We start from the raw sequence: 12730 nt of genomic DNA, 5'->3' as shown, positions 1-12730 counted from the left end.
AGATCACCCTTCTCCTATCATGAAAGAATACTTTCTCTTCTGAAAATCAGAAACAGCCACGCTGCATCCTGCATCACATCACAGTACCCTCTCGGCGACAATGTTTATCTATGTCAAGGTTCCCGGTGGTCCTCCCGTTGAAAATCCCCATGCTTGCCACCTGTTTTGGATTGCAGCATGGTAGGGCCGATGATCATATCTTTTTGCAGCGCCTTGCACATATCATACACGGTTAACGCTGCGGCTGAAGCCGCTGTCAAAGCTTCCATTTCTACACCTGTCTTACCTTCGGTCTTCACTTCAACTTCAATATGAAGCACATCATGTCCATTATCGGAAAAAGTAATGTTCACGCCTGTCAGAGCCAGTGGATGACACATCGGTATCCAGTCTGACGTTTTTTTCGCGCCTTGAATCCCTGCGACCTGGGCCACAGCAAGAACATCACCCTTGCCGATTCTTCCTTCTTTTACAGCCGTCAATGTAGCCGGATTCATCGTAATCTGAGTCACGGCAACTGCTGTACGAACCGTAGACGTCTTACCCGAAATATCTACCATACGAGCACGTCCCTGTTCGTTAAAATGAGTAAAGGAATCCACGACTCCCTCACAGCTCCTTTCACATACCCAACTTTACTTCATTCATCATTTGTCAATTTTGCATAATCACAATCTAAGCGTCCATCCAGAGTAAACAGCACGTCCACTCGCAAATCCCTTGGCTCCATAGGCACCTGTGTGAGCAATTGTCCCGGCAGTAGCAGCGAGACATACAGCGGACCTACGTGGCTGTTGTTACGCTTCTCTGCCTCTACCTGTACGGTAAAGCGGTCATAATAGCCTCCGCCGTAGCCAATCCTGCCCCCTCGACGATCAAAGGCCAAGCCGGGCACAACAACCCAGTCAATTCCCGTCCACATTTCAGGCGACCATTCCTTGCATGTCAAAGCAGGCTCAGGGATGTTCCAGACGCCGGGTACAATATCTCCGTTCTGATCCATCTCCCTCAGCTCCATCGTCCGAGTTACCGAATCCACTCTTGGAGCCAGGACACGATCTCCCTGTGACCAGCAATGCTCAATGAGGGGAGTCGTCGAAATCTCGCTGCCAAAAGAGAGATAACTAAATAAGGTTAGCTTATCTCCGTTTCTGTCTATTCTAAGCTGCTCCCATGCCTCGATTGCATGCCGACAGGCCACAGCCGATGCCTTCTGCCTTGTCAGCGGGTCCATGGAGTCACGCGCCTCCCGTTGCTGCAAACGCAGCGCGTTCTTCACATTACAGACATCCATCACATCCGCCCTCCCGCACAATCGTCGATAATCTTTAATACGTTGCTATTGTCCCATTTGTCAGTAAGTGCTGTACGTTGCAAGTTTTTTTCATTCTTTTTCACTTCTCGCTTAAGTTTATCATTGTTTATACAAATTGACTACACGCGGCTCAAGGGTTTACAGGGTGAAAGCAGTGCAATAGTGGGTAATTTCATGTAAACTGGAAGGAAGGTACCTGCGAAAAAAGCAGGTAGAACTGTGCAAAATGTAATGGAGGAACGATACGCTATGCTATTGCAAGTAACCGGAATTACTAAATCTTATGGAATTGAGCCCGTTCTGGACGGGATTAACCTTCAAATATTGGAACGTGAACGTATTGGACTCGTAGGTGTGAACGGTGCAGGCAAATCGACCCTGCTCAAAATCATTGCTGGTGAAATATCCTATGACAGTGGACAAATTTTCAAGGCAAAGGAGACCAGCATCGGTTATCTGGCGCAAAACAGCGGCTTGAATTCTGACCGTTCTATCTGGGGGGAAATGATGCTGGTGTTCACTCCCCTGATTGAAGCGGAACGGGAACTGCGGCAAATGGAACAGGACATCGCTGACCTGGCCAATGCTCAAAACGAAAAACGCTACGCAGATCTGCTGGAACGCTATGCACGTCGTTCAGACTGGTTCAAGGATCACGGTGGTTATGAAATGGAGACCCGTATTCGCAGCGTGCTGCACGGCATGGGCTTTGGCTCATTTGCACCTGAAACGCCTGTAGCTACCTTGAGCGGAGGACAGAAAACTCGGCTTGCGCTAGCGCGCATCCTACTGCTCGCCCCAGATGTCCTCATGCTTGATGAGCCTACCAACTATCTGGATATTCAAACACTAACCTGGTTGGAGGACTATTTGCGCGGCTACTCCGGTTCTCTGCTGGTTGTATCACATGACCGTTATTTTCTGGACCGACTGGTAACGACGATTATTGAAATCGAACGCCATCGTTCTACCCGATATACAGGCAACTACAGCCGCTACATGGAGTTGAAAGCTGCCGAGTACGAAACGAATCTGAAGCATTACGAAAAGCAGCAAGGAGAAATTGCCCGTTTAGAAGCATTCGTACAACGTAATATTGTGCGGGCTTCTACGACCAAACGCGCTCAAAGTCGGCGCAAGCAGTTAGATAAAATGGAGCGTATGGATCGACCGATGGGAGACTTGAAAAAGGCTCATTTTTCCTTTGAAACAGCCCATATGTCAGGTAAGGAAGTACTGGAGGTCCGTGACCTCTCTGTGGGATATGAAGGGAAAAAGCCTTTATTCCAGCACGCATCGTTCGACTTAAAACGTGGAGATACCGTGGCACTGATTGGTCCGAACGGGATCGGAAAATCGACGTTGCTCAAATGTCTGACCGGATCACTTAAACCTGCTGCGGGCTCCATCCACTGGGGCACGAAAATCAAAATCGGTCTGTATGACCAGGAGCAGACGAACCTGAACCCTGCCAACACCGTACTGGAGGAGTTGTGGAGCGAGTATCCTCATATGGAAGAAGCACGTATTCGTACAGTGCTGGGTAATTTCCTGTTTAGCGGTGACGATGTACTAAAAAAAGTAGCTGCATTAAGCGGAGGGGAAAAAGCCCGCGTTTCTCTGGCCAAGCTCATGCTGCGCGAAGCCAACGTGTTAATTCTAGATGAGCCTACCAACCATCTGGATCTGTTTAGCAAGGAAGTGCTGGAAGCGGCTTTGATGGACTATGACGGTACACTGTTGTTCATTTCCCATGACCGTTATTTCCTGAACAAAATGGCGGAACGTGTCATCGAGCTTCATCCTGGAGGGATAGAACATTTCCTGGGGAATTATGATGACTATGTAGCTAAAAAGCAGGAATTGGAGGAAATTGCGCAGGAAGCTTTGGAGGCAAATCAGGCCGCACGCGGCAAAACATCGGCTACCTCTGCATCCGTCACAGACGAGACCACATCCAAATCACGCGCCGCCACCTATGCTGCAGACAAACAAGCCAAAAGCGAGGAACGTAGCCGTCAACGCAAGCTGGAGGCATTGGAAAACCAGATCAAAACGCTGGAAAAACAAATTTTAGGGCTGGAGGAACAAATGACCCTACCTGAGATTTATCAGGATTACACAGCGCTTCAGAATATTCAGGCACAGCTCGACACCCGTAAACAGGAATTGACTGAAACCTATACCTCTTGGGAAGAGCTGTTAGAAGAATAAACACTACTGCATAAAATCTTAGCCTTAAAAATTTCACATTTTCCTCTTCTATATTTTTGTACACAAGATTATCCACAGCTTATGTGTATGAATGAGATTGAAAAATGGCCTTTTAGGCCATTTTTTTATTGATAAAGAGCCATTTTCAAATGAAAACCAAATTTATCCACCCTTTTATCCACATTATCCACAGATTTTACAAGAACTAAAGGTGTTACATATCCCCCAACTTGCTATCTCCAAAAAGTCTTAGCCTGCTTGCTTCGGGCTGGGTTATCCACATTCGAAACGGTATATGTGGATAACTTTGTTCACAACTTGACAAATCACATCATTATTCGGGCAATATCAAAATTCCAGATTTTTTTGATGGATTATGAAAAATCGTGAACCATTGTGACGAATCATGCGAGGGAATGAGATGCTGCCATTCTTTTGCTCAAACTCCTGTATTTTATCCTCTTGAATTTATATTTTTATGATAGTTATGGTGCGGAACAAAAAAGACACGGCTCAACTGTGCCATGTCTTGCTCATTCTTCTTCAATTAAGTTTGGACAGACCATTCTTCCAGAGACAGCCCTGGATCAGCCTTCATATCCAATGAGGTAAATTCCCCGCGCTTCCATTTGGCGTAGGCCGCAGCGCCGATCATCGCTGCATTATCTGTGCAATATTTCATCGATGGTACAAGCAACTCGATTCCTTCGCGCTCACAGCGCTCACGCAATGCTGTACGCAGTCCGCGATTAGCAGCCACACCGCCACAAAGCAGGAGCTGCTTCGCACCGTATTCACGCATGGCACGAATCGCCTTTTCTACCAGCACCTCGACGACCGACTCTTGAAAGCCTCTTGCGATCGCTCCGACATGAACGGTTTCTCCGCGCATTTTCGTCTGGTTAATTACATTCAGCACCGCCGATTTCAAACCACTAAAGCTAAAATCATAAGAATCCGGCTCCAGCCATGCACGCGGCAAAGTAACCACTTCCTCCGATTCATGAGCCACACGATCCACATGCGGGCCACCGGGATACGGAAACCCAATGGCTCTCGCTACTTTGTCGTAGGCTTCCCCAACCGCATCATCCCTTGTACGACCAATGAGTTGAAAATGACCTTCGGACTCCATCAGCACCAGCTCTGTATGTCCTCCTGACACAACGAGAGCAATGCACGGATATACGATATCATTTTCCAACTGATTGGCATAAATATGTCCCGCGATATGATGCGTCCCGATTAACGGCTTGCCGAATGCCAAAGCAGCACTCTTAGCGGCGACAATACCAACCAGCAATGCGCCAACCAGTCCTGGTCCTTGTGTCACGGCAACCGCCGAAATCTCACGAGGGGTAATTCCCGATGTTTGCATGGCCTCGTCCAGCATATAGGTGATGCTCTCTACATGTTTGCGTGAAGCCACCTCTGGTACGACACCACCAAAGGCTTTGTGTGTTTCAATCTGACTGGAAATCAGATTCGAGAGCACTTCTGTGCCATTTTTCACGACAGAAACAGCCGTTTCATCACAACTCGTTTCCACTGCCAGTATATAGCAAGGCTCGCTGGAGGCGGAGCCTGTACCTGCTTTTTCCTCTTGCGTCATTGCTTCTGCACGCTTCCTTCCTGTTCACCGGATGCCCCATGCGCGGGAAGATCCGCCCACATGATCACGGCATCCTCGTTATTATCCGAATAATAGCCTTTGCGCACACCCGCGGGCTTAAAGCCTTTTTTCTCATACAAGCCCTGAGCGATCCGGTTCGTTACCCGCACCTCTAGCGTCATACGTTCCATCCCTAAATAAGATGCGGTCTGCATCAGCTCATTCAACAGCTTGTCTCCAAGCTTGCGTCCGCGATAAGCCTCACGAATCGCAATATTCGTAATATGGGCCTCATCCATAATCGTCCACATGCCTGCGTAACCAATGGCTTGTCCGTCTAGTTCCATAATCATATATTTAGCGAAATGATTCATCGTCAGCTCATTGCGGAATGCTTCCTCCGTCCACGGTAGCGTGAACGCTTCATGCTCAATCTCCAGCACATCGGGAATATCATCCAGTTGCATCAAGCGAAACTCAAGTTTCTCTTCCCGCTGTATGTTCTTTGCCATGTTGTTCACCGCTCTCTTCAGCGCTGACGAAGCAGATTGGCTTCCGCCTCCGCCAGCTGGGTATAATTAGGAACCAGCGTATGTAGCTCGTCATGTTCCTGACGAAGCAGCTTATCCGCCCCAAGGCGGCCAACCCATCTTCCTTCCAGCTCATAAGGTACAATACGAAGCTCGCTCCAAGCACGCAGACGCTCAGCTGTTTCGGCGTGAACCGTCGTTTCACCGACTAGCCAAATGACTGGAGGACGCTCTTCAGAGGGCAAAGCCTCCAGCCGTTGCAGCAGGTCATCGGTCCAAGCAGTCATTAAGCGAATTGCATCTGGCTCCAGCCGTTGCGGACTCTCGACGTCGTCAACTGTATTCACGGCGAACAGCCCCGTGTAAACCTGACCACGGCGCGCATCCAGCACAGGCACAATCCAGTCTGCTGCCTGCGCTCCGGACGAACCGTTATTCACAGACTCATTTTTATCTTCTTGTCCCTTCATCTCGATGCCGCGATTCCAACCACCCCACGCCAAAGCGTGCAAAGTCGATATGGACGTCACCGGGATACCCCAGGCCCAAGCGAGTGTTTTGGCTGCAGTCACCGCAATCCGGATACCGGTATAAGACCCCGGTCCAACACCAACTGCAATACCATCTACATCATCTCGTGTCAGCCTTTCTTCATTCAGCAGTCGTTCCAGCTCGGTAATCACATGCACGGAGTGATTACGTTCGCCATAGACGTTGCTTTCTCCCAGCAATTCTCTTCCGTTCATCAGAGCGGCCGCCATCACGGTCGTCGCTGTATCTAACGTCAAAAACCGCTCACGCGGCTTTACATTTACATCTGTATGCTCTCTTTGCATGGTTCAAACTCCATTCTCCCGCAAACTGCGGCACCATTGTTCATAAGGCTCGCCGTACCCGGTCAGGTGGATCAGGCGCTCCCCCACATCCGTTGTTTCTATATACATATGAAGCCGCTGCTCCGGCAATATATCCGGTATAATACTACCCCATTCCACCAGACATACTCCTGTCCCGTAAAAATATTCGTCCAGCCCGAGATCCTCCGCCTCATCCTGGGAAATCCGGTACACATCCATATGATACAAAGGCAATCGGCCCTCGTACTCCTTAATGAGGGTAAAGGTTGGACTATTTACGATACCCGGCACACCTAAATGGCTGGCAAAAGCCTTGGAAAAAGCAGTTTTGCCCGCCCCCAGATCTCCATCCAGCACAATCACTGTTCCGGGAACCGCTTTGGCTGCCAAAAAACCTGCCAATGCCCCGGTCTGTGCCTCTGAGACAGAACGGAACGTAAACTGTTCCTGCGAAATTGTCATATATTTTAATCACCTTTCGTCCGAATCGGACCGTTCCAACTTGTTCTTTATTATATAGTTCACCTTATGTCGCCGCAAGGCATGAAGACATGCTATTGTAAGTTAGATGATACACACAGGGAGGGATCGAAACGATGGGACAAACCGTTTTACTCTTGATTGATGTTCAGCAGGCGATGTTCATGTATGATGGGAAGCTGTATCGCGAGCAGGAAGTTGTATCGCATTTGCAGCAGCTTTTGGACAAAGCCAGAGCTACAGGTACACCGGTGATTTTTGTACAGCATACCGATGAAGCGGATGAGGATTTCCGGGAAAACAGTGTAGGCTGGGCCATCGCTGATGTGGTGCGCCCTCTTCCTCATGAACGAATTGTCCGCAAATCATCCTGGGACAGCTTCTACCAAACCGAATTGGGCCATGTGCTGAAGAAACTGGGGGCCGATCAGCTCGTAATCGCGGGGATGCAGACCGAGTTTTGCCTCGACACGACTTGCCGAAGCGCCTATAGTCTGGGATACCAGAACAACGTGCTCGTATTGGATGCACATAGTACATTTGATAGCAAGGTGCTGAGCAGTGAACAAATTGTAGCTCATCATAATGAGATGCTTGGCAATCGTTTTGTGCGTTTACTCGCGACAGCAGATGTACATTTTTCGTGAGTTATTGATCCAATTCACGAGTTTTCACTATCTCGCAAAGACGTCATCATTTTTATTGGAATTCCAAATGTATTCAATTGGATTGGCAACCTGCCTAGCTTTTTCAAGACCAGATTGGTCAGAAACAAAGCCGCCTTCAGAAAATTCTGGAGGCTTTTTTTATTTTCCAGCTGAGTTAGATGATATTTGCGAGGAAAACTTTTTTACGTATGGATTGTAACTTTCATTTTTAACATAAAATTCAATTTATGATCATGATTTTCAGAAAAAACAAGAAAATAACAGAAAACGTTAGAATGGCCTAATTATTGTGGCCTATATGACCCTATAAACATCTGTACATAGATATGTGTAAATATTTGGACATTGAGCAAAATCTGCATTAGAACTATGATGAAACTGGTTTTAATTTCCAATGGGAGAAGGCGATCGAACCGTCACACTTACTGTCTTAGGCACCATGATATGCCCGCATGCAAATATATCTTGCAATCGCTGCGTCTCGTAGGTTAAGAGCGGAAATTACTAATTGAAGTGCAATCATGGATGTATTGTGTTTTAACACAGCGAAAGGAATGTGAGTTTTAATGAAAAAAGTAGCTTTAGTAAGCCCGTTAAGAACAGCGGTCGGCTCTTTTAACAAAACCCTTGCGCCTCTAAGCGCTTCCGAACTGGGAGCAACCGTGATGACAGCATGCCTTCAGCAAAGTAAATTAGAGCCTTCTTTGATTGATCAGATTTATTTGGGAAATGTTCTTCAGGCGGGCAATGGACAAAATCCTGCCAGACAGGCGGCATTAAAAGCCGGTATCCCTATTGATGTACCCGAAACAACGATAAACACGGTTTGCGGTTCAGGACTTCATGCCGTTGCTTTAGCTTACAATTCAATATTGGCTGAACAAGGCAACATCGTCTTGGCCGGAGGCATGGAGAGCATGTCGAATGCCCCTTACCTGCTAAGAAATGCAAGAAACGGCTACAAACTTGGTAACGGTGAGTTGGTAGACTCCCTGGTGGCCGACGGCCTTACATGCCCGATCAACCATTACCATATGGGAATTACCGCAGAAAATGTTGCCGATAAATATGGAATTTCAAGAATGGAGCAGGACGAATTTGCCTATCAAAGCCAGATAAAGGCCGTAGAAGCAAAAAACAAGAAGCTTTTTGAAGAGCAGATTGTTCCAGTCATGATCAAAAACAAAAAAGAAACTATTTCTTTCACAGAGGATGAACACATAAGAGGAAATACAACGAAAGAAAAACTTTCTCAATTAAAACCTGCGTTTAAGGAGAACGGAACGGTTACCGCCGGGAATGCTTCGGGAATCAATGATGGCGCGGCGGCCGTACTTGTGGTGTCGGAAGACAAATGCAAAGAACATGCATTAAAGCCATTGGCATATATCAAGGGTTATTCCCTTGTTGGCGTTGACCCTGCATATATGGGAATGGGGCCAGTGAAAGCCATTTCGACACTTCTGAAGCAGCAAGGTGTATCCATCGATGCCATTGATCTTTTTGAAATTAATGAAGCGTTTGCCTCACAAGCATTAGCGGTAGTGAAAGAGCTAGGGGTCAGTCTGGACAAAGTGAATGTCAATGGCGGCGCGATCGCGATCGGGCATCCTGTCGGGGCCAGCGGTGCTAGGATATTGGCTACGTTGGTTCATGAAATGGTGCGAAGATCTTCACGTTACGGCATCGCCTCGTTATGCATCGGAACAGGAATGGGCATAGCGATGCTGGTTGAAAATGCGCTCATTTAAAGTGCGTATTCAAGATGAATTTTAGAATATCTCTTAAAAGGAAGGGAGACCGTTATGAATCAAAAAGATGTACTTTCACTCCAATCCATGCCTGCGGCTAGCGGCAGCTACGGGCGCCCGCCATACCGCTTCATCAACCGGGAATTTTTTATCATTACCTATGAGACCGATCCCGCTGCGATTAGACAGGCGGTCCCGGAACCTCTTCAGCCGGATGGAAGCAATACGGTTTCCTATGAATGGATCAAGATGCCCGATTCATCCGGGTTAGGAAGTTATGAGGAAAGCGGTATTGTCATTCCGTGTACTTTTCAAGGAGAACCCTGCAATTTTGTCGCCCAAATGTATTTGGATAACGCACCTGCTATTCTGGGGGGACGCGAAGTCTGGGGATTTCCGAAAAAATGGGCAAAGCCTCGCTTGATCGTTGAGGAGACGGAGACGCTGACGGGTACATTGCATTATAACAACGTCCTGGTGGCCACGGGAACTATGCCTTTCAAATATAACATTCTTGATGAAAAGGAAACGGCAAAAGCCATCGCAAAAACACAAGTTAATTTAAAGTTAATTCCTGATGTTGACGGTACCCCCAAAATCGCTCAGTTAGTAGCGTATAATCTTGAGAACATTACTGTAAAAGGAGCCTGGTCAGGGCCTGCCAGATTAAGCCTGATCCCCCATGTCAACGCTCCTGTGGCAGATTTGCCGGTTAAATCTTATATTGGCGGGAAACATTTTATTGCTGATTTAACGCTTCCATATGGAAGAGTCCTCTACGATTATCTTCAATAAAGTTTGCTTTCCTAAAAATATATATATAAGGAGAAGGAACCATGAATAACAAAGTAATCTCCGCTGAAGAAGCAGTTAAGAAGGTCAAAGACGGAGACACGGTGATGGTCGGAGGTTTTCTGGCAGGAGGCTTTCCGGAGGAGCTGGTTCGTGCGCTTGTCGACACCAATCCCGCCAGCAATCTTGCGATTGTTTCCAACGACACAGGCACACCAGAATTATCTATCTATAAGCTTGTAAAAAGCGGCAGAGTAAAGCGAATTTTTGCATCCTATATCGGCTCCAATCCGGAAACGGGAAGGCTCCTGATGACGAAAGAAGCTGAGGTCCAACTCTTCCCGCAAGGCACGCTCGCTGAAAAAATACGCGCGGGAGGAGCCGGTTTGGGCGGGGTTTTAACACCTGTAGGTGTAGGCACCGTTGTAGAGGAAGGAAAAAAGAAAATCAAAATTGATGAAAGGGAATATTTGCTCGAACTCCCGCTCAAAGCGGATGTAGCGTTAATCAGAGCCCATAAGGCTGATGAAGCGGGGAATCTTGTCATCAACGGCTCTTCACGTAACTTCAATATGGTTATGGCTACAGCGGCAGAGTATGTAGTTGCTCAGGTAGACGAATACGTAAAGACGGGTGAAATTGACCCCAATCATGTCAACGTTCCCGGAATATTTGTCGACGCAATTGTAAAGGTGGGTGAAAACGCATGAATAACAGAGAATTCATTGCTCGAAGAATAGCCCAGGAATTCAAAAGTGGTGAAGTTGTCAACCTTGGTGTCGGATTGCCTACAATGGTAGTGGACTATATCCCCGAGGACATTCATATTATGCTGCAGGCTGAGAACGGAATCCTCGGTGTAGGCCCCAAAGCGGCTCAGGGAAAAGAAAGGCTCGATTGTATCGATTCAGGCGGAAACTACGTTACAACCATGGAAGGAGCATGCTTTTTTGACAGTGCACTTTCATTTTCCATCATCCGCGGAGGGCATGTGGATATCACCGTGCTGGGCGCCCTGGAGGTCGACGAGAAAGGCAACCTTGCAAGCTGGATGATCCCTGGGAAAAAGGTGCCGGGTATGGGGGGAGCCATGGATTTGGTAGTTGGAGCCAAGAGAGTGATTGTAGCCATGGAGCATGTGAACAAAAATGGCGCGCCGAAAATACTGGAACAATGCAAGCTGCCCTTGACTGCTGTAAATGTTGTAAAGACCATAGTAACCGAAAAGGCTGTCATTGATGTTATTCCGGGTAAAGGGCTGATGCTAAAAGAAATTGCTCCGGGTTTGACGGTGGAAGACGTTCAATTAGCAACAGAGGCTAAACTGATAGTTTCACCACATTTGAGGGCCATTGCAGTGTGAAGGTCATAGAAAGGAACCAACTGCATCTTCAAATTAACTTGTCTGGCATTTAACTCGTCCCTACGACTGCACTTGTTATTACAAAAAAAGGTTCGCTAATTGCTCATTGAGCAATTGCGAGCCTTTTTGAGCGTAAAATCCAATCCGCTACATGCTCAGCCACCTTCGTATGGTTAAGATAAGCAAAGAAGTTGTGGGGATTGGCACGCCCAGTGTGACTATCTTTCCAGAATGTCTGAATAAGCGGCTGATCATCAATACTTTCTATTAAATTTCGATTCAGCATCAGATGGAAATCATCTTCAACCGTTAAATGTCAGTAAAATCTGCTCTTGCTCCAGTTTTTGTGCCGCTTCCTCGTTCACTCGACGCAATCCTGCGATCAGTGCTTTTTTAATAAGACGAAGCATTTCGTCACATCTGGGCTTTTTGTCACGGCCATGGATAATGACCAGATGTTTGGTTCCCATCTCCTACCGCTCTTCCAGACGATCCACACGGACGGTTTGAGTATTGCCGGGGTTGCTGCCCACCTGTACGGTAGCCATACCGTTTGCTTCATCCACATGCTCAATCCAAATCGGTTTGCCATCCAATTGTACGGCAATATTTTCAGATGAATCATAAATGGCTTTTGCTCGTTCCACGTTCATGCTGTTCTCCTCCTGCTGATTGTTGGTGCATTAATTTAGAAATGTAGGTCACCTAGTCTTCATCTATAAGTCGTTCAACGTCCAATGAAGGAAAGCTATGGGAAGGCGAGGTTGAAACTACAGCCTCCAAATCCACATGAGCCACAGCAACGGGAAAAGGCGGCTGAGTTCCATGTGAAAGGGCAAACTCGGGCGGCAATGCATCTTGTTCGCCTGCGGCGGGACCCCGAAAGGCGATATGGCTTTGACCCACATGATGACTGATCTGCCGAGGATAGGATTTTCCGGACATAAATTGCGTACCCCCTTTGAATCGGATATGCCTTACTATGTACCAAAATTGCTGTAACCATGCGCAAGCGGCAGCAATTCGCAGTCTTCATCTACACCTCATACAATCACTTATACGAAGCATACTAAGTGAAAATCATATGCTCATATCCCGGGGTGCCCGGAATCGAAGGATGCAAAATGCGGATTAAAGAGAAGGAGGAC

Annotated in this window: 16 protein-coding genes; 6 read left to right on the top strand and 10 right to left on the bottom strand. The window is 47.3% G+C overall.

From position 1 onward, the window contains the following. Positions 1-113: 113 nt before the first annotated feature. Positions 114-602 carry a cyclic pyranopterin monophosphate synthase MoaC gene (moaC, locus tag ACWA2B_RS00775; protein ID WP_029516247.1) on the bottom strand — a complete coding sequence of 163 codons (489 nt, stop codon included), beginning with the start codon at positions 600-602 and terminating at the stop codon, positions 114-116. A 38-nt stretch (positions 603-640) separates the two neighbouring features. After that, complete coding sequence (locus ACWA2B_RS00770; RefSeq protein ID WP_029516246.1) at positions 641-1294, bottom strand: 5-formyltetrahydrofolate cyclo-ligase; 654 nt, start codon at positions 1292-1294, stop codon at positions 641-643. A 270-nt stretch (positions 1295-1564) separates the two neighbouring features. On the opposite strand from ACWA2B_RS00770, the gene ACWA2B_RS00765 reads away from it, so the two are divergent. After that, complete coding sequence (locus tag ACWA2B_RS00765) at positions 1565-3529, top strand: ABC-F family ATP-binding cassette domain-containing protein (protein ID WP_449291719.1); 1965 nt, start codon at positions 1565-1567, stop codon at positions 3527-3529. Positions 3530-4076: 547 nt separating this feature from the next. Here the strand turns inward: ACWA2B_RS00765 and tsaD are convergent. Genes tsaD through tsaE form a run of 4 tightly spaced genes read right to left on the bottom strand, consistent with a single transcriptional unit; the run spans position 4077 to position 6990 of the window. Then, positions 4077-5141 (bottom strand): tRNA (adenosine(37)-N6)-threonylcarbamoyltransferase complex transferase subunit TsaD, encoded by a 1065-nt coding sequence (gene tsaD, locus ACWA2B_RS00760; protein ID WP_449291561.1) that lies wholly within the window; start codon positions 5139-5141, stop codon positions 4077-4079. After that, positions 5138-5653, bottom strand: coding sequence for a ribosomal protein S18-alanine N-acetyltransferase (gene rimI / locus ACWA2B_RS00755; RefSeq protein ID WP_029516243.1), 516 nt, complete (start codon positions 5651-5653; stop codon positions 5138-5140). Before rimI ends, tsaD begins: the two co-directional genes overlap by 4 nt. A gap of 17 nt (positions 5654-5670) precedes the next feature. Further along, positions 5671-6507 carry a tRNA (adenosine(37)-N6)-threonylcarbamoyltransferase complex dimerization subunit type 1 TsaB gene (tsaB, locus tag ACWA2B_RS00750; RefSeq protein ID WP_449291560.1) on the bottom strand — a complete coding sequence of 279 codons (837 nt, stop codon included), beginning with the start codon at positions 6505-6507 and terminating at the stop codon, positions 5671-5673. A gap of 3 nt (positions 6508-6510) precedes the next feature. Beyond that, positions 6511-6990 (bottom strand): tRNA (adenosine(37)-N6)-threonylcarbamoyltransferase complex ATPase subunit type 1 TsaE, encoded by a 480-nt coding sequence (tsaE, locus tag ACWA2B_RS00745; RefSeq protein WP_071639895.1) that lies wholly within the window; start codon positions 6988-6990, stop codon positions 6511-6513. 134 nt (positions 6991-7124) lie between these two features. Between tsaE and ACWA2B_RS00740 the strand changes: the two genes are divergently transcribed. The 5 genes from ACWA2B_RS00740 (at position 7125) to ACWA2B_RS00720 (ending at position 11582) form a co-directional block, all read left to right on the top strand. Beyond that, entirely contained in the window at positions 7125-7655 is a 531-nt protein-coding gene (locus ACWA2B_RS00740) for a cysteine hydrolase family protein (RefSeq protein WP_449291559.1), read from the top strand. Positions 7656-8242: 587 nt separating this feature from the next. Next, positions 8243-9427, top strand: coding sequence for an acetyl-CoA C-acetyltransferase (locus ACWA2B_RS00735; RefSeq protein ID WP_029516239.1), 1185 nt, complete (start codon positions 8243-8245; stop codon positions 9425-9427). A 54-nt stretch (positions 9428-9481) separates the two neighbouring features. Next, entirely contained in the window at positions 9482-10222 is a 741-nt protein-coding gene (locus ACWA2B_RS00730; RefSeq protein ID WP_039269579.1) for an acetoacetate decarboxylase, read from the top strand. A 41-nt stretch (positions 10223-10263) separates the two neighbouring features. Continuing rightward, on the top strand, positions 10264-10929 hold the full coding sequence (locus ACWA2B_RS00725) for a CoA transferase subunit A (RefSeq protein ID WP_029516237.1): 666 nt from the start codon (positions 10264-10266) through the stop codon (positions 10927-10929). Next, on the top strand, positions 10926-11582 hold the full coding sequence (locus ACWA2B_RS00720; protein ID WP_029516236.1) for a 3-oxoacid CoA-transferase subunit B: 657 nt from the start codon (positions 10926-10928) through the stop codon (positions 11580-11582). Before ACWA2B_RS00725 ends, ACWA2B_RS00720 begins: the two co-directional genes overlap by 4 nt. 103 nt (positions 11583-11685) lie before the next feature. Here ACWA2B_RS00720 and ACWA2B_RS00715 read toward each other — a convergent pair whose 3' ends face one another. The 4 genes from ACWA2B_RS00715 to ACWA2B_RS00700 are packed head-to-tail and all read right to left on the bottom strand — an operon-like array spanning position 11686 to position 12527. Beyond that, entirely contained in the window at positions 11686-11868 is a 183-nt protein-coding gene (locus ACWA2B_RS00715; protein WP_196245330.1) for a hypothetical protein, read from the bottom strand. Positions 11869-11884: 16 nt separating this feature from the next. Next, entirely contained in the window at positions 11885-12052 is a 168-nt protein-coding gene (locus ACWA2B_RS00710; RefSeq protein WP_161626982.1) for a hypothetical protein, read from the bottom strand. Between the two features lie 3 nt (positions 12053-12055). Next, on the bottom strand, positions 12056-12235 hold the full coding sequence (locus ACWA2B_RS00705; protein ID WP_029516235.1) for an H-type small acid-soluble spore protein: 180 nt from the start codon (positions 12233-12235) through the stop codon (positions 12056-12058). 52 nt (positions 12236-12287) lie between these two features. Further along, positions 12288-12527: a hypothetical protein gene (locus ACWA2B_RS00700; RefSeq protein ID WP_165144705.1), complete on the bottom strand. Its 240-nt coding sequence runs from the start codon at positions 12525-12527 to the stop codon at positions 12288-12290. Between the last annotated feature and the right edge of the window lie 203 nt (positions 12528-12730).

The sequence above is a fragment of the Paenibacillus sp. CMM36 genome, assembly GCF_053570945.1.
The sequence above is the reverse complement of the archived record's forward strand: the minus strand, read 5'-3'. Positions and strand labels throughout refer to the sequence as shown.